15 protein-coding genes are annotated in these 16856 nt (G+C 40.8%); 4 read left to right on the forward strand and 11 right to left on the reverse strand.

The window, feature by feature from the left end; translation table 11 throughout:
• Positions 1-8 precede the first annotated feature (8 nt).
• The 4 genes from metG to FOA33_RS05340 all read right to left on the reverse strand — a co-directional run bounded on the left by metG (position 9) and on the right by FOA33_RS05340 (position 5268).
• Positions 9-2006, reverse strand: a complete 1998-nt coding sequence (metG, locus tag FOA33_RS05325; RefSeq protein ID WP_221160884.1) for a methionine--tRNA ligase — start codon at positions 2004-2006, stop codon at positions 9-11.
• 135 nt (positions 2007-2141) lie between these two features.
• Positions 2142-3401, reverse strand: a complete 1260-nt coding sequence (locus FOA33_RS05330) for an ABC transporter permease (RefSeq protein WP_001180392.1) — start codon at positions 3399-3401, stop codon at positions 2142-2144.
• Positions 3402-4100 (reverse strand): ABC transporter ATP-binding protein, encoded by a 699-nt coding sequence (locus FOA33_RS05335; protein WP_221160885.1) that lies wholly within the window; start codon positions 4098-4100, stop codon positions 3402-3404. It lies immediately after the preceding gene.
• A complete protein-coding gene (locus FOA33_RS05340; protein WP_221160886.1) occupies positions 4084-5268 on the reverse strand; it encodes an efflux RND transporter periplasmic adaptor subunit in 1185 nt (394 codons plus the stop codon). Before FOA33_RS05340 ends, FOA33_RS05335 begins: the two co-directional genes overlap by 17 nt.
• 265 nt (positions 5269-5533) lie before the next feature.
• On the opposite strand from FOA33_RS05340, the gene gor reads away from it, so the two are divergent.
• Complete coding sequence (gor, locus tag FOA33_RS05345; protein ID WP_221160887.1) at positions 5534-6880, forward strand: glutathione-disulfide reductase; 1347 nt, start codon at positions 5534-5536, stop codon at positions 6878-6880.
• 143 nt (positions 6881-7023) lie between these two features.
• On the forward strand, positions 7024-7560 hold the full coding sequence (locus FOA33_RS05350; protein WP_221160888.1) for a biotin transporter BioY: 537 nt from the start codon (positions 7024-7026) through the stop codon (positions 7558-7560).
• Between the two features lie 85 nt (positions 7561-7645).
• On the opposite strand, the gene FOA33_RS05355 is transcribed toward FOA33_RS05350, so the two are convergent.
• A complete protein-coding gene (locus FOA33_RS05355; protein ID WP_221160889.1) occupies positions 7646-12742 on the reverse strand; it encodes a Cna B-type domain-containing protein in 5097 nt (1698 codons plus the stop codon).
• A 572-nt stretch (positions 12743-13314) separates the two neighbouring features.
• Here FOA33_RS05355 and FOA33_RS05360 point away from each other — a divergent pair.
• The gene (locus FOA33_RS05360; protein ID WP_221160890.1) at positions 13315-13872 is read left to right on the forward strand and encodes a TetR/AcrR family transcriptional regulator; all 558 of its coding nucleotides are present in this window, start codon (positions 13315-13317) and stop codon (positions 13870-13872) included.
• A gap of 34 nt (positions 13873-13906) precedes the next feature.
• Here FOA33_RS05360 and FOA33_RS05365 read toward each other — a convergent pair whose 3' ends face one another.
• A complete protein-coding gene (locus FOA33_RS05365) occupies positions 13907-14125 on the reverse strand; it encodes a YdbC family protein (RefSeq protein ID WP_221160891.1) in 219 nt (72 codons plus the stop codon).
• Positions 14126-14229: 104 nt separating this feature from the next.
• Between FOA33_RS05365 and FOA33_RS05370 the strand changes: the two genes are divergently transcribed.
• A complete protein-coding gene (locus FOA33_RS05370) occupies positions 14230-14550 on the forward strand; it encodes a eukaryotic translation initiation factor 4 gamma (RefSeq protein ID WP_221160892.1) in 321 nt (106 codons plus the stop codon).
• A 27-nt stretch (positions 14551-14577) separates the two neighbouring features.
• On the opposite strand, the gene FOA33_RS05375 is transcribed toward FOA33_RS05370, so the two are convergent.
• From FOA33_RS05375 to kphA, 5 genes are all read right to left on the reverse strand, one after another.
• On the reverse strand, positions 14578-14916 hold the full coding sequence (locus tag FOA33_RS05375; RefSeq protein WP_001196045.1) for an ATP cone domain-containing protein: 339 nt from the start codon (positions 14914-14916) through the stop codon (positions 14578-14580).
• A gap of 11 nt (positions 14917-14927) precedes the next feature.
• Positions 14928-15647, reverse strand: coding sequence for a tRNA (guanosine(37)-N1)-methyltransferase TrmD (gene trmD, locus FOA33_RS05380; protein ID WP_221161286.1), 720 nt, complete (start codon positions 15645-15647; stop codon positions 14928-14930).
• Positions 15637-16155 (reverse strand): ribosome maturation factor RimM, encoded by a 519-nt coding sequence (gene rimM, locus FOA33_RS05385; protein WP_221160893.1) that lies wholly within the window; start codon positions 16153-16155, stop codon positions 15637-15639. Before rimM ends, trmD begins: the two co-directional genes overlap by 11 nt.
• A gap of 79 nt (positions 16156-16234) precedes the next feature.
• The gene (locus tag FOA33_RS05390) at positions 16235-16564 is read right to left on the reverse strand and encodes a MazG nucleotide pyrophosphohydrolase domain-containing protein (protein ID WP_221160894.1); all 330 of its coding nucleotides are present in this window, start codon (positions 16562-16564) and stop codon (positions 16235-16237) included.
• Positions 16565-16607: 43 nt separating this feature from the next.
• Positions 16608-16847 carry an RNA-binding protein KphA gene (gene kphA / locus FOA33_RS05395; protein ID WP_000379617.1) on the reverse strand — a complete coding sequence of 80 codons (240 nt, stop codon included), beginning with the start codon at positions 16845-16847 and terminating at the stop codon, positions 16608-16610.
• Positions 16848-16856: the final 9 nt, after the last annotated feature.

Below are 16856 nucleotides of genomic sequence, written 5' to 3' on the forward strand. Positions count from 1 at the left end.
TTTTGCTATTAGCCAATCACACTTCCGTTTGGTACAGCTGGATCAACTGTGAGAAGGGTTAATTTGCCTTCATGTTCAGCTGAGAGGATCATTCCTTGACTGACATATTTTTTCATCATCTTACGCGGTTTGAGGTTGGCAACAATTTGGACTTTCTTGCCAACCAATTCTTGTTCGTTTGGATAGTATTTAGCTATTCCTGAGAGGATTTGACGGTCTTCACCATCACCAGCATCGAGGCGGAATTGGAGCAACTTATCAGAACCTTCCACTTTAGAAACTTCTTTGACCTCTGCGACACGGATTTCGACCTTATCAAAGTCTTCAAACTTGATTTCATCCTTGTTGAGTTTGAGTTCAACTTCATCTGGATTCCATTCTTTTTCGACGGCTGGTTTATTGCCTTCCATTTGTTCCTTGATATAGGCAATCTCTTCTTCCATGTCCAGACGTGGGAAGATTGGTGTTCCTTTGGCAACAACAGTCACACCTGCAGGGAAATCTGCCAAGCTCAAGTTTTCTAGGCTAGAAACTTCTGCTAGACCAAGTTGTGCCAATACAGCGCGACTAGTTTCCATCATAAATGGCTCAATCAAGTGTGCTACGACACGAAGGCTGGCTGCCAAATGGCTCATGACACTTGCCAATTGGTCACAAAGTGCTTCATCCTTAGCCAAGACCCATGGAGCTGTCTCATCGATGTATTTGTTGGTACGTGATATAAGAGTCCATACTGCTTCTAAAGCACGTGGATAGTCAACAGCATCCATGTGTGTATGGTAATTAGCAATTGATTCAGAAGCTACTTGAGCAAGAGAATGATCAAACTCTGTTACACCCTCTACATAGGTAGGGATTTGCCCATCAAAATACTTGTTAATCATAGAAACCGTACGGTTGAGGAGGTTTCCAAGGTCATTTGCTAATTCATAGTTGATACGGCCGACGTAGTCTTCAGGAGTGAAGGTTCCGTCTGAACCGACTGGAAGGCTACGCATGAGGTAGTAACGAAGCGGATCGAGACCAAAACGCTCTATCAACATTTCAGGATAGACAACGTTCCCTTTAGACTTAGACATCTTGCCGTCTTTCATGACAAACCAACCGTGGGCAATCAAACGTTCTGGCAACTTGATATCGAGCATCATGAGCAAGATTGGCCAGTAGATTGAGTGGAAACGGAGAATATCTTTTCCGACCATGTGGAAGACTGTTCCGTTCCAGAACTTGTCAAAGTTAGTATGATCGTCTTGACCATAACCAAGAGCAGTCACATAGTTGAGAAGGGCATCGATCCAAACATAGACAACGTGTTTTGGATTAGATGGTACTGGCACTCCCCAGGTAAAGGTTGTACGAGAAACCGCTAAGTCTTCCAAACCTGGCTCAATAAAGTTACGCAACATTTCATTAAGACGACCATCTGGAGTGATGAAATCAGGGTGCGATTTGAAAAATTCAACCAAACGGTCTTGGTATTTGCTGAGACGAAGGAAGTAAGACTCTTCTGAAACCCACTCCACTTCGTGACCTGATGGAGCGATACCGCCCGTCACATTTCCAGCTTCATCACGGAAAACTTCCGCCAGTTGGCTTTCTGTAAAGAATTCTTCATCTGAGACTGAATACCAACCAGAATATTCACCTAGGTAGATGTCATCTTGAGCAAGCAAGCGTTCAAAGACCTGTGCTACAACTTTTTCATGGTAGTCATCCGTTGTACGGATAAATTTATCGTATGAGATATCTAATAATTTCCAAAGTTCTTTGACTCCAACTGCCATCCCATCAACATAAGCTTGAGGTGTAATGCCAGCTTCTTCCGCTTTTTGTTGAATCTTTTGACCATGCTCATCAAGACCAGTCAGATAAAAGACATCGTAGCCCATAAGGCGTTTGTAACGAGCTAAGACATCACAGGCGATAGTTGTGTAAGCAGAACCGATATGAAGTTTACCAGATGGATAGTAAATCGGTGTTGTAATATAAAAATTCTTTTCAGACATAATTTTTCCTTTCCAGGCTAATGAAACCTGTTTTTCTAACACTTCATTATATCATATTTTTAGTGATTTTCGATAGAGAAATTCATACAAAAACAAGACAGACAAATATCCATCTTGTTTTTTCTGCTCTATATCTTATTCATAACGAAGGGCTTCGATCGGATCAAGCTTAGACGCTTTATTGGCTGGTAGAACTCCGAATATCATACCAACGCTGGCTGATACAGCCAAGCTAAAGAGAGCAATTGGAAGGGAAACCCCAACCTCAATACCTGCAATCATGTTTTGAAGCAATACTCCAGCTAACATGGTCATTCCAGCAGCAATCCCAAGACCGATGACACCACCTAGCAAGGTTAAGATCATAGACTCAATCAAAAACTGTACTAAGATATTAGCCCGAGTAGCTCCGAGAGCTTTCCGCAGACCAATCTCCCGCGTGCGTTCTGTCACCGAAACCAGCATGATATTCATAACACCAGTTCCCCCAACAAAGAGAGAGATACCTGCAATGGCACTGATAATTGTTGTCATAAAACCAAATAGTTGTTGTACCTCTTGGAAGGCGGCAGTTGCATCCGCAACTTGGTACTCCCCTTGTTGAAGTCCCGCAATCTCGGTCAGTTTTCGAGCTAACTCTGGACCCAAGGTTTGTGTTAGGCTAGTGTCATTGACACGAAAGACGATGTTCGAGATTTCATCAGTATTAAAATTGGCAGCGAGAGAGATATTCGTCGTAATTGGAAGCCCACCAATCCCAAAGGCTTTAGCAGTTTTAGCTTCATTGCTAGTATAAACGCCAATCACACGGTAACTAAATTCATTAACAGAGATGATTTGATTAACCGCAGCTTCTGGACTATCAAACAAACTCTTGGCTAGTTCTTCGTCCAACAAAATCACACTAGCAAATTCCTTGTAGTCTTGCGGTCTTAGACTTCTACCCGCAACGATTTCATTTTCAACTGCGTTCATGTAGGTGCTATTTCCGCCTGTCAGAGTTGCTCGTTCAACCTTCTTATCCTTATAAGATAGGGTAACGTTGGTCGAGTTGGTGACATAGTAACTGTCTACTCCTTTAAGTTTAGCAGCCTCCTTGACCCAAGATTCGAGTGGTTTTGGTGGTTCAACATGAACATCCTCTTCTTTCCCACTGACTGTCAAAGCGGATTGTTTCTGCGTAAAGGAGCCGTCCTTGCTTTTTATAGGAGAGAAAAAGACATGGATATCCTTTTGTGATTTGGTCATGTTTTTATTGACCTGACGGGACATGGAGTCTCCCAGAGCCATGATGACGACGACAGACGAAACTCCGATGATGATCCCGATCATGGTGAGGAAGGAACGCATCTTGTGGGCCATAATGGATGAAAATGCAAATTTCAGATTCTGCATCTAGTTTTCCTCCTTTTCTAGGGCACTGTCTGATGAGATAACACCATCACGAATGACAATCTGGCGTTTGGCATAGGCAGCTATCTCAGGCTCATGCGTGACCATGATAATGGTCTTCCCTTCCTTGTTTAACTCCACCAACAGTTGCATGATTTGATTTCCTGTCTTGGTATCCAAGGCTCCTGTGGGTTCGTCTGCTAGGATGATAGAGGGATTATTTACCAAGGCACGGGCAATCGCTACACGTTGCTTTTGACCACCTGATAACTCGGAAGGCAAATGATGACTGCGCTCCGTTAGCTCAACCTTTTCCAGAAATTCCTCAGCCAATTTCCGACGTTTTGAAGCTGAAACTCCAGCGTAAATCAAGGGCAATTCAACATTTTGAAGCGCATTGAGCTTGGACAAGAGAAAAAACTGCTGAAAGACAAAGCCGATTTGCTGGTTACGGACCTTGGCCAGTTGTTTCTCTCCAAGACCTGCAACTTCTTGCCCTTCAAGGTGGTACTCTCCACTGGTTGGTGTATCCAACATTCCGATGGTATTCATCAAAGTGGACTTACCAGAACCGGATGGTCCCATAATGGCGACAAACTCACCTTCTTGAACTTCTAGATTGATATTTTTAAGGACCTGCAGTTCTTGGTCACCATTTCGATAACTCCTGCAGATATTTTTGAGACTAATTAGTTTCTTCATCAGCCTTCACCTCTTTTCCTTCTTCCAAGGAAGATGTTGGATTACTGATGACCTTGGCACCGTCTGTCAAACCTGAAGTAATTTCTTGGTTGTCTGCGTCCGCATTCCCCAAAGTAACTTCTACCTTCTTCACTTTTTTCTGGTCGTCAACTATCCAGACATAGTTTTTGCCATTTTCGGTAACGATACTTGTCAAAGGAACAAGGATGGCTTTACTCTTGTTTTTGACTTCCACACTGACTGAGAATCCTTGTTTCAACTCACCGATATCGCTAGTCACATCAACAGTATAAGGGTACTTAGATCCAGTATTTCCTCCAAGGGCAGCATTTGCTGCTTCTCCGTTGTTTTTAGGATAATCAGAAATATAGCTGATTTTACCAGTCCAGCTCTTATCTTGGTAAACTTTAGAAGTAAAGGTAACTTCTTGACCTACAGAGAGGTTGGCAAGGTTGTATTCAGACAACTCCCCTTTGACCTGCAAATTTTCATTACTTACGACATGTACTACCACTTGGCTATTACCTGTTGGCGATTTGGAAACATTACGATTAACTTCAACTACAGTCCCTTCTAGTGTACTGAGGACAGTTGCAGCATCTAGCTGAGCTTGAGCCTTGTTGAGCTGAGCCACAGCATCTGCACGGTTATCCTTGGCATCACTGATTTGAGAATCAATAGAAGATACTGAAGAAGTCGCTGCTTGCGCTTGTTCTGGAAGTCCAGCTTCTGTTGGAACCTGTGGAGAAGTTGGTGCAGCTGATGCATTTTCACGAGCTTTGTTTAACTCCTCGATATGACGGTCTGCCTTTGCAACTGCACGATCTGCTGCATCATAGGCAGCTTGAGCATCCGCACTACTGTATTTGACCAAAGCTTGCCCTTCTTCGACCTTGTCCCCAACCGAAACAAGAATTTCATCTAAATCTCCCTTACTCGCATCAAAATAAACGTATTGTTCATTTTTTGCTGTAACCGTACCTGACAAGAGAACCGATGAAGCAACGGAACCTTCCTTAGCAGTAACGATATGAGAGGTTTTATCCTTAACTGCTGACTGGGAAGGTTGTCTAAAAATCAAAATCCCCGCAGCACCAATAACAATAGCACTGGCAACACCAATCGCTGTGTATAATTGCCATTTTTTTGCCTTTTTATTTCTTTTCATTTTCAAGCTCCTTTATATTTTTGCCTTACAAAAACCATTATATCAGAAATACCAAGCCCAAACAATGACAGTTCAGATGGAAACAATAACAATTCAGGATCATTATTTCGTTCGGTATTCGTTTTTGGGTTATTGTGCTAGATATATAATACAATATCTTTTGGAATTTGGCAAGCGTTTTTATAATTTTTTTACCGTAGCAGATTTTTGCATTCAAATAGTAAAAACGATAGAATATGACTATCAAAGCTATAAGGAGTTTTCTATGAGAGAATATGATATCATTGCCATCGGTGGAGGGAGCGGCGGCATTGCCACCATGAACCGAGCTGGCGAACACGGTGCTAAAGCAGCTGTTATCGAGGAGAAAAAATTAGGTGGAACTTGTGTCAACGTTGGCTGTGTTCCTAAGAAAATCATGTGGTATGGAGCGCAAATCGCTGAAAGCTTCCACCACTACGGCCCTGACTATGGTTTTACAAGTTCAGATGTTCAATTTGATTTCGCAAAACTTCGTCAAAATCGTGAAGCCTACATCGATCGTGCCCGCTCGTCTTATGATGGAAGTTTCAAGCGCAACGGTGTTGATCTGATTGAAGGTCGTGCTCATTTCGTTGATTCCCACACCGTCAGCGTTAATGGCGAATTGATTCGTGCTAAGCATATCGTGATTGCGACTGGCGCTCGTCCAAGCATCCCAACTATTCCTGGAGCTGAACTCGGTGGTAGCTCAGACGATGTCTTTGCTTGGGAGCAACTTCCTGAATCCGTTGCGATTCTTGGAGCTGGTTATATCGCCGTTGAATTAGCAGGTGTTCTCCACGCTCTAGGAGTAAAAACTGATTTGTTTGTCCGTCGTGATCGTCCCTTGCGTGGTTTTGACAGCTACATCGTTGAAGGACTTGTCAATGAAATGGAAAAAACAGGTCTACCTTTACACACACATAAGGTACCCGTCAAGCTCGAAGAAACGGAGCAAGGTATTACCATTTATTTCGAAGACGGTTCTAGTCACACTGCCAGCCAAGTTATCTGGGCTACTGGCCGCCGTCCAAATGTAGACGGACTGGAGTTAGAAAAGGCTGGCGTTACACTCAACGAACGTGGATTTATCCAAGTGGATGAGTATCAAAATACAGTTGTAAATGGTATCTATGCCCTCGGAGACGTCACTGGTGAGAAGGAACTAACTCCAGTAGCCATCAAGGCTGGACGTACCCTATCTGAACGTCTCTTTAATGGGAAAACAAGTGCTAAGATGGACTACACTACTATCCCTACTGTTGTCTTCTCACACCCAGCAATTGGAACAGTCGGTTTAACTGAAGATCAAGCTATCAAAGAATACGGCCAAGAGCACATTAAAGTCTACAAGTCAAGCTTTGCATCTATGTACTCTGCCGTTACAAACCATCGTCAAGAATCTCGCTTCAAACTCATCACCGCCGGTGCTGACGAAAAAGTTGTTGGACTTCATGGGCTCGGTTACGGAGTGGATGAGATGATTCAAGGATTCGCTGTTGCCATCAAGATGGGAGCAACCAAGGCAGACTTTGACGCTACAGTAGCTATCCACCCAACTGCTTCTGAAGAATTTGTGACCATGCGCTAATTATCGAAAGAGACCTGAAAAGGTCTCTTTTTACTTGCAAAATCCGCTGTTACAAAATTGTTACCTCGTTATAAAAAATAGGTTGACTTTTTCTTCTGAATTAGTATAATAGTTACTATAATTTTGAAAAGAGGTTAACAGTTTTGAAAAAAGCTCATATCTATGCCATCCCTGCTATCGGCGCTGCTCTCATCGCCGTTTTGGCACAAATCAGTCTCCCTATCGGTCCTGTCCCCTTCACTCTACAAAACTTTGCGATCGGTCTGATTGCTACTGTTTTTAGACCCAGAGAAGCCGTTCTATCTGTTGCTCTCTATCTCCTGCTGGGTGCCATTGGTTTACCTGTTTTTGCAGGGGGAGGAGCTGGATTTCACGTTTTAGTCGGTCCAAGTGCAGGCTATCTTTGGTTCGACCTTGTCTATGCTGGACTTACATCTTATCTCATCCGTCAAAATGGTGGCTACATTCGCATTTTCCTAGCCAACCTCTTGGGAGACTCCCTGGTCTTTGTCGGTGGTATTCTCAGCCTCCACTTCCTTGCTGGTATGCCACTTGACAAAGCACTCGCTGTCGGTGTCCTTCCCTTTATCCTTCCTGATCTTGGTAAGATTATTGCCATTAGTTTCATTGGTCGTCCCCTCCTAGAACGATTGAAAAGTATCGCTTATTTCTCAAGATAAAAAATAGTCCAGAACAAGTGTTCTGGACTATTTCCTTTCCAATTACTTCCTAAGAACTAACTGAAAATCATCTCTCATCTAGAGATTATTTATTTTTACGGCTTACAAAGTACAATCCACCAGTCACTGCCATCAAAGCAAGTCCTGCAACTACTGCTACATTAGATGCTTTTTCACCAGTGTTAGGAAGTTGAGGTTTTTGTCCTGGTTTTCCTGGTTCATTTGGTTTACCTGGTGTTGGTTTTTCTGGAGTGTGTGTATTTGTGATATTGAAGCCTTCTACTTCAGATGTATAACCATCAACTGGAACTTCTACTACAGAGTATTCGATTGCTTGACCGTCTTTATAACGATCAAGGTCTGTGAACTCATAAGTCCAACCAGTTGCTTCTGAGGCTACCGCAGTCTTACCAGTGTCTTGACCATCGGCAAGAAGTTTCACTGTGATAGATGCTGGACGGATACCGTCTTGGTTCTCTTCATCTTTCCAGATCTTCTTACCTTTTACAGATGTTTTCTCTGGTGTATGTGTGTTGGTAACAGTGTACTTACCGTCTTTGTCCGTAGTAACTGTTGATTTATATTCTTTCACAGCTACTTCTTTAACAGTGTACTTGATTTCTGTACCATTTTCATACTTAGGAAGTGCTTTTGATTCGAACTTCCAACCAGTTTTTTCTGAAACTTCAATTTCTTGAACAACTTTGTCGCCGTTAAGAATTTGAACTTTCACTTTATCTGCACGTTTGCCGTCTTGGTTGTTGTTATCTTTCCACACCTTAGTTCCTGAAAGAACGACTGTTTCTACGTCATGAGTGTTTGTCACCACTTGACCAGTCACAGAGGCTTTGTATCCAGCTGGTACGTCTACTTCCTTGATAGAGTAAGTGATTTCTTTACCAGCTTCGTATTGTGGAAGATTTGTGAAGGATGCTACCCAAGTGTTAGCGTCCGTCTTATCCTTAGCTGTCAAGGTCAATTTCTTACCTTCAACGGCTACTGGATCTGCATCTCCTACTTTTTTATAAAGTTGAACCGTTACGGACTCAGGACGTTTGCCGTCTTGGTTATTCGCGTCGTTCCATACTTTTGTTACTTTGTAGTCGATTTCTTTTGGTGCATATTTGTTTGTGATGGTAAAGTCTGTAATAGTTGATTCGTATTCTGCTACGGCTTCTTCTGTTACAGTGTATTTGATTTCTTTACCAGCTTTATATTTTGCTAATTTTTCGAATGTAGCAGTCCAAGTTCCGTCTGCGGCTGCTTGAACTTCTTTCGATGCGACTTTCTGACCGTCTGCTAAAAGATTAATTGTAATCTTAGTTGGACGTTTGCCGTCTTGGTTATTGGCATCATCCCAGTTCTTAGTTGCTTTAATGTCAACTGTTTCTGGAGAATAGCTATTTGTGATAGTGAATCCTGAGGCAGCGTCACCAGTAACCTTAGAAGTGTAACCAGGAACAGTTACTTCTACTACTGTGTACTTAATAGGTGTGCCGCCTTTATCGGCATCAAGGTCTGTGAAGCTTCCAGTCCAATTGTTTGCAGCATTGAGTTCAAGTGCTTTACCAGTATCTTGACCATCCGCAAGCAATTTAACTGTGACAGAAGATGGGCGTTTACCGTCTTGGTTGTCCTTATCATCCCATGCTTTCTTCACAGAAACTGAAGTTTTCGCTGGAGTGTACTTGTTAGTGAAGACTAGGTCTTTTGCTTCTTTTGAAGCTGTTGCTTTCAATTCAGTTGCGCTTACTTTTTCAACCGTTACTTCAACTTCTTGAACGGTCTTATCGTAAGTGATTCCTGTTTCAGATCCAGCAACTTCTGAGATAGTGTACTTGTGAGTTCCCACTTGGCTCTCATCATATGAGATTGGTGAGAAAGTCACTGTGCCGTCTGCGGCGTTTGTCACTGTTTCGACAACACTACCGTCTTCTTTCTTCAATTCAAAGCTGTATTTACCTGCTTCAAGGTCTTTACCTTCAAGAACTTTCTTAGCTCCAAGAGTGACACTTGTAGCTCCTGCTGGTGTGTATTTGTTTGTGAAGACTAGGTCTTTTGCTTCTTTTGAAGCTGTTGCTTTCAATTCAGTTGCACTTACTTTTTCAACTGTTACTTCAACTTCTTGAACGGTCTTATCGTAAGTGATTCCTGCTTCAGATCCAGTAACTTCTGAGATAGTGTACTTGTGAGTTCCCACTTGGCTCTCATCATATGAGATTGGTGAGAAAGTAACACTTCCATCTGCGGCGTTTGTCACTGTTTCGACAACACTACCGTCTTCTTTCTTCAATTCAAAGCTGTATTTACCTGCTTCAAGGTCTTTACCTTCAAGAACTTTCTTAGCTCCAAGAGTGACACTTGTAGCTCCTGCTGGTGTGTACTTGTTAGTGAAGACTAGATCTTTTACTTCTTTTGAAGCCGTTGCTTTCAATTCAGTTGCACTTACTTTTTCAACTTTAACTTCAACTTCTTGAACTGTCTTATCATAAGTGATGCCTGTTTCAGATCCAGCAACTTCTGAGATGGTGTACTTGTGAGTTCCTACTTGGCTCTCATCATATGAGATTGGTGAGAAAGTCACTGTGCCGTCTGCGGCGTTTGTCACTGTTTCGACAACACTACCGTCTTCTTTCTTCAATTCGAAGCTGTATTTACCTGCTTCAAGGTCTTTACCTTCAAGAACTTTCTTAGCTCCAAGAGTGACACTTGTAGCTCCTGCTGGTGTGTATGTGTTCTCGAATGCTTTTTCACCGTCGTAAGTAACAGTTGCTTCAAGGACACCTTTACCATTATCCGCTACAGTTACTGTAGCTGTGATGGTTTTAGTATCGTACTGGATACCTGTAGCAGTACCCGCTTTTTCAGCAATCTTATAAGTATAAGTGCCTGCTTTGTCGAATTCCAATTCTGAGAACTTCACGTTTCCGTCTTTGTCATTCTTCACGGTTTCTTTCACATTGCCATCTTGGTCTGTCAAGGTGAACTCAAACTCATCAGCTTTCAACTCACGGCCAGTCAACTTCTTAGTCACTTCAAGAGCTGCTTTTGCTTTTGAAGTTCCATAGCCGTTGTTGAATTCTTTGTCCGCTGGATAAGTCACATTCGCATGAAGTTTTCCTTCGCCGTCATCTGTAACTTCTACTGTGACTTTAACTTCAAGATTATCGTAAGTCACACCGTCAATAGTTTGTCCAGCGTTTGTTTCAACAATGGTATAGTTGTATGTGCCAGCTTTAGTATATTCGATTGGAGCGAATGTTACTTTACCGTCAGCAGTATTCTTCACTTTTTGAAGTTCTGAACCATCTGCATCATTCTTCAAGACAAACTCAAATTCATCAGCTTTCAACTCACGACCTGTCAACTTCTTAGTCACTTCAAGAGAAGCTGAAGTTTTTTCAGCAACGTAAGTGTTTTCGAAAGTCTTATCATCGTTTTCGTAAGTAACAGCTGCAACTAGTTTACCAGTCGTTGCATCTGTTGTTACAGTAACTTTAACCTCTACAGGGTTAGCATCGTATGTGACACCTTTTTCAGTTGTATTGGCTTTCTTCTCTACGATGTGGTAAGTGTATTCCCCTTCTTGGTCAAATGACAATTCAGCAAATTTAATGTTTCCGTCTTGATCGTTTGTTACTGTTTCAACAACTTTATTTGTCTTGTCATCAAACAAGTCAAATTCAAACTCGCCAGCTTTCATCGCACGACCTGTCAATTTCTTGATGGCAGATAGTTGGGCTTTAGCTGAAGTGCGTTTGTTCTTAACCGTCTTAATAACCCCATCTTTACCTACGGTTACTTCAAATGGAGTTGAATCCAATTCATATCCCTTAGGAGCTTCGACTTCTGTAACAGTGAAGTTACCTTTTTTCACATCGTCTTCAGAATACACTGAAGATTGTGCTACTCCGTCAGCATTCGTTGTTACAGTTTCTTCTGTAGCAGTTGCACCTGATGGTGGTGTAATCTTGAATTTAGCCCCTGCAAGACGATTTTGTGTTTTCTCATCCACTTTGTACAATGTGATTCGATATCCTGTTTTCAGTTGGATAGTACCACCATTGGTTACCTGAGAATTACGCCATACGCTTACCTTCGTATCTGTTCTATCAGTCCGATAAGTCAAAGGAACATTATCTCCTGAAACTTCCATGTTGTTACCAATTTTTGTACCATCAGCTGGTGCTGTTGTTTGATAAGTTATTTGGAAAGATGCAGGTTTGCCATTAGACGCTACATGAGAAGATGCATTATTAATTTTAATTTTAAAATCTGTATATGACTCATTCCATTCAATGGTATAGTCAACACCTTCTTTTAGTTCTTTTTTATCTTGCAAATTATAGTCACTATCATAATAACCCGAAACTACGTGCAACGTTTCAGGAATAAACTGCGTTGGTGAGTAGTTGTCAGAAATATAATCGTGAATATCAAGAACATTATAACTTTCTTGGCGATCATTCACTCGGAGTGTAAACGGATGGTAATACTCCCCACTCTTATTCAAGATTTGTGATGACCAGCTCCCCTTAGTAATCACTCCATGAACTTTAGCAAAGTTAGTATGCCCAATCTCATCACCATAATTAGGTCTGCTAGGTTGTCTTGATTTGATGATGTGTGTTACTTTATTTTTAGTTTCCGTATCAGGATAAGTGATATTTTGTTGTGTTATATCCTTTTTTACACTAAATCCGGTATAAAACGTGCCCGAAACATCATTCACCTGTGTTCCACCCTTTTTAGCAAGGTATTCATTCAATTTTTGCAAGGTGATTGTCACCTTACCACCAGAATTTTCACCATTCGAAACTACCTGTGCAGAAGCAACAGCAACACCTGTGCTCTTATCCGTAATCTCAAATGTTTCATTTTTTACTGTAAGAGGGGCAGGAATTGTAAATGTGAAAGTATCACCATCTGAAAGTTGACCATTATATTTACTTAAATCAAAATCGACCATATATTTATAGTTCGAATAAGCTTTATTAATGGTCAAATCATAGACGCCATTTGCATCTGGTTCCTTCAACTTACCATTATCAACATCCCAAACTTGAACGTTTGTAATAACATTTTGTAGTTCCTTTGCTTGAACTGTATTTGTCAAAGCAGCAGAACCCAATAAAACGAGTAGTGGCGTTAAAATATAGAGCCACAATTTCTTAAATTTCATGACTTTCCTTTCTAAATGATTGAAATTGATTGAATAGTGCATCTTCTTCTCCCAGTAGGCAACACCCCTTTCAATCGCATGATTTGTTACACGATAACATACTTGTAACACTTGCTTTGAAAAATGAGTACACTATTATAGTATTTAAATATAGTATTTAAAATATTTATTCAATTCAATCTTTAGCAGGAGTACCATTACTCTTGGTCAGATGGAAATATAGCAAAATATTATCCATTACCGTTGTACTACATATCATTGAATATTTTCATTAAAATCTTGTAATTCACTCAGTTATTTATTTACACGATGTCAACTTTTTTTGATATATTATTTCATGACACCATATAAAAGGCGAATGTCCTAATAATTGTCTGAAAATACTGACATAATAGGAATTTCTAAAAAATAATAGCTCCCTGTAACAATCTGTTATTTATAATAAATCTATGATATAATAGTCTTATAAAGGCTTTCTAATAATCATCTATTCAGTTTATTTGTGCTAAAAGGAAAGCTTGGGTAATACTAAATCTAGTATTTTTAATATATATAGATAGGAAGGTAAAGCTATGGCAAATAAAACTAGAGAGTTAATTTTAGGTGCTTTTATCACTCTTGCAAGGAGAAACCCTCAGCGAACTTCTTTTACCATGACTGAGATTGCTGCAGAAGCTGGTATTTCCCGCCAAGCGATTTATCAAAAGCACTTTAATAACTTCGAAGATATTATCGATTATATCCACAAGGAAACCGATCAACAGATCTTTAACAATTTTAACAACTACTGTCCTGAACGAGATGGCAATCCCATCACTTTCTTAGCAGACCACATTCTCCCTCTCATCTATGAAAAGCGAGAAGTCGTCGGTACCTTATACAATTCTCAAGCCGATACTTGTTGGAAGGAGTTTCTTCGTGAGAAATATTCTCAGTGGGTACTAAAAAATGTTAACTACCAGCTGAAATATAATTTTAGTGAAGAGGACATAGCCTATATCATTACGACCATGGCGATTTCATTCATTGAAGTGTGGATTCGTAAGGATAATCCAACACCACCCGAAGAATTTAGAGAGACTTTTATTCAATTGGCTAAGACTTCTCTCTGTGACTATATTGTGTCATAAAAAAAAGAATCTTGAGTGGAACTCAAGACTCTTTTTATTGTCCACCTTTAAAGGCATCAACCATTATCTGAAATTCTTCATTTGTAAGAGTAATTCCCTTGCCCATTTTGGTATGGTCGGGACTCCAAGAACGAATATCGAACTTTGCTGGTGCTCCATTAAAACTAACTCGATTTAGTTCTTTTGTCCAACCTTTCTCATTTTCGGACAAGGTCAGTAAATGTTCTTCGATTTCAAATGTAAATTCTGCCATTTTTAACTCCTTTATGTAATATGCTTTCTCTAGTCTATTCGTAAAAATCTTGTGATTTTTAGGAAAATTTTATATAATGTGGATATATAAGAAGGGAGGATTCTATGAGACAGACATTCAAACTAGTTCTAGATAAACTACATAGTTTTCTCAATGGGAATGATGATCATCCTCAAATCGAGGACAACTCCCTTACTGCTATGATTGAACAAGCCATCCAGAAAAAGACGGCTGTTCATGTCATACTTGCAGAAACAAGTTTTACGGGTGATATTGTCAAACACGACGCCAATCGCCAACAAATTATCGTCAAGAATTTTTCAAAAAACGTGACCCGAATCATTCGTATCAGTGATATTAAACGGCTTCGTTTCGTTCCCTCAACCGTACAAAAAGCTCAGAAAATTCTATTTAAGAAAGAGTGAGATGTTCTTTGCATCCCACTCTTTTTCTTAACGGATTTGTTCAAAATGAAGGTGAACGGCGATATGGTCACCATAGCCACTTCTCTCCAAATCGCGTTGCAAGCGATAAGAGATATAGTGTTCTGCAATGGTAATGTAGCCAGCTCCAAGTAAGCGGTGTTCAACCATTGATTGGATCATGCTGATAGTCGCACGTTCTACTTTTGCTTCTTCCAAGTCCAAAACGACTTTTTTAGTAACTTGTGCAAGGTTTTGACGCAAATCATCTGTCAAAACATAAACGGTTTGAGCTGCTTTTAGGACAGCTTGGTAAATTTTATCTGGATCAAATTCAGCAATTTCTCCATTACGTTTGATTACTTGCATAAGGTTCTCCTTTATTCTTTGTTTTCTTTGATTTCAGCCAGCATTTTTTCTTCTTCAGCTGTTAGTTGATAGTTTTCTAGCAAGTCAGGCCTGCGCTCGTAGGTTTTCTTTAGACTCTCATATAGTCGCCACTGGCGAATCTTTTCATGGTGGCCACTCATGAGCACATCTGGCACGACCATACCTCGATAGTCATAAGGACGTGTGTACTGAGGATATTCGAGAAGTCCTGAAGAAAAACTATCATCCTGGTGACTAGACTCCTTGCCAATCACTTCAGGAATCAAGCGAACGGTCGCATCAATCATGGTCATGGCTGCCAATTCCCCACCAGTCAGGACATAATCTCCTAGGGAAATTTCATCTGTTACTAAGGTCTTGATGCGCTCGTCATACCCTTCATAGTGACCACAAATAAAGATCAGTTCCTCTTCCTGAGCCAAATCCTCAGCGTAAGCTTGATCGAACTGTTTCCCAGCAGGATCAAGAAGAATGACGCGGGGATGTTTCTTTTCAATAGCATCAAAGGCATCGAAAATGGGTTGGGCTCGGAGCAACATCCCCTGACCGCCTCCGTAGGGCTCATCGTCAACATGACGGGCCTTTTCAGCGTATTCTCTGAAATTATGATAATGGATATCCAAGAGCTCTTTTTCTCGAGCCTTCCCAACAATCGAGTGTTCCAGCGGAGAAAACATCTCTGGAAAGAGGGTTAAAATATCAATCTTCATCATCTAATCCTTCTAAGATGTCCACATCAACCCGCTTGTTTGGAATATCAACATTGAGAACTACTGGCGGAATGTAAGGTAAAAGCAAATCTCGCTTACCTTTTCGTTTGACCACCCAGACATCATTGGCACCTGGTTGCAGGATTTCCTTGATAATTCCTATCAGGTTATCTCCCTCGTAAACATCCAAACCGATAATCTCGTGATAATAGAATTCACCATCATCTAAATCGTTCAAATCTTCCTCAGCGACCTTGAGACTATAACCCTTGTACTTTTCAATCGCATTGATATGGTACATGTCTTTGAATTTGATAATGTCAAAATTCTTATGCTTACGGTGGCTAGCGATGGTGACTATTTGGACAAACTGATCTTTTTCATCGAATAAAGCCAGCTCTGCCCCTTTTTTAAACCGTTCTTCTGCAAAATCCGTCACAGACAAGACTCGCATCTCCCCTTGCAACCCCTGCGTATTGACGATTTTCCCAACATTAAAGTAGTTCATCTTGTCTCCTATATCCATTTCTATCCTTTATTTTATCACGTTCCAAGGATTTTCACAAGTTGAAGAACAGTGATTGCAATTAGCTTTGAGCGTCTAAAAACTTTTCTAAATCACGTTCATGTTGGTACTTAATGGCAGCCTTCTTATCTTTATCAAAGATGGTTTTGGTTAGGTCAATGTCATTGATGGCTGCGATTGCGACGGTATAATGAATGATATCAGCCAGTTCTTTGGCTAGTTCCTCATTTGAGTCCTGGACACCCTCTTTTCGACCAGAGCGCCCATTCAAGACCTCGGCTACTTCTCCGACTTCCTCCACTAACTTGATAAAGAGGCCTTCCTCAGTTCGAAATTGCTGGTAATGATCTAGTAAGTAAGCTTGTAATTGTCTAAACGTTAAATCCTTCATCTTCTCCTCCTCACAAAAAAGCGAGACATCTGTCCCGCTTTTTTTATTTTTCATCGATAACGATTCTTACTTTTTTGTCTTCAGTTGGGACAGAGTAGACAATCGTTCTTATCGCTGAGATAGTGCGACCCTTACGACCGATTACACGACCGACATCGCTTTGGTCAAGATCCAAGTGATACTCCAAAAACTCTGGTGTGTCTTCAATCTTGATAGTTAAGGCATCAGGTTGTGAAATCAAAGGTTTCACAATCGCAATAATGAGATTTTCAATCGTATCCATCTGTCAACC

It is taken from the genome of Streptococcus cristatus, assembly GCF_019685515.1.
GTDB lineage: Bacteria > Bacillota > Bacilli > Lactobacillales > Streptococcaceae > Streptococcus.

Excerpts from the sequence above, each read along its gene's own strand:
- FOA33_RS05355 (WP_221160889.1), bottom strand. The coding sequence starts at position 12,742 with ATGAAATTTAAGAAATTGTGGCTCTATATTTTAACGCCACTACTCGTT.
- FOA33_RS05330 (WP_001180392.1), bottom strand. The coding sequence starts at position 3,401 with ATGCAGAATCTGAAATTTGCATTTTCATCCATTATGGCCCACAAGATG.
- kphA (WP_000379617.1), bottom strand. The coding sequence starts at position 16,847 with ATGGATACGATTGAAAATCTCATTATTGCGATTGTGAAACCTTTGATT.
- metG (WP_221160884.1), bottom strand. The coding sequence starts at position 2,006 with ATGTCTGAAAAGAATTTTTATATTACAACACCGATTTACTATCCATCT.
- FOA33_RS05365 (WP_221160891.1), bottom strand. The coding sequence starts at position 14,125 with ATGGCAGAATTTACATTTGAAATCGAAGAACATTTACTGACCTTGTCC.
- FOA33_RS05340 (WP_221160886.1), bottom strand. The coding sequence starts at position 5,268 with ATGAAAAGAAATAAAAAGGCAAAAAAATGGCAATTATACACAGCGATT.
- FOA33_RS05360 (WP_221160890.1), top strand. The coding sequence starts at position 13,315 with ATGGCAAATAAAACTAGAGAGTTAATTTTAGGTGCTTTTATCACTCTT.
- FOA33_RS05335 (WP_221160885.1), bottom strand. The coding sequence starts at position 4,100 with ATGAAGAAACTAATTAGTCTCAAAAATATCTGCAGGAGTTATCGAAAT.
- FOA33_RS05390 (WP_221160894.1), bottom strand. The coding sequence starts at position 16,564 with ATGAAGGATTTAACGTTTAGACAATTACAAGCTTACTTACTAGATCAT.
- trmD (WP_221161286.1), bottom strand. The coding sequence starts at position 15,647 with ATGAAGATTGATATTTTAACCCTCTTTCCAGAGATGTTTTCTCCGCTG.
- rimM (WP_221160893.1), bottom strand. The coding sequence starts at position 16,155 with ATGAACTACTTTAATGTTGGGAAAATCGTCAATACGCAGGGGTTGCAA.
- FOA33_RS05375 (WP_001196045.1), bottom strand. The coding sequence starts at position 14,916 with ATGCAAGTAATCAAACGTAATGGAGAAATTGCTGAATTTGATCCAGAT.
- gor (WP_221160887.1), top strand. The coding sequence starts at position 5,534 with ATGAGAGAATATGATATCATTGCCATCGGTGGAGGGAGCGGCGGCATT.
- FOA33_RS05370 (WP_221160892.1), top strand. The coding sequence starts at position 14,230 with ATGAGACAGACATTCAAACTAGTTCTAGATAAACTACATAGTTTTCTC.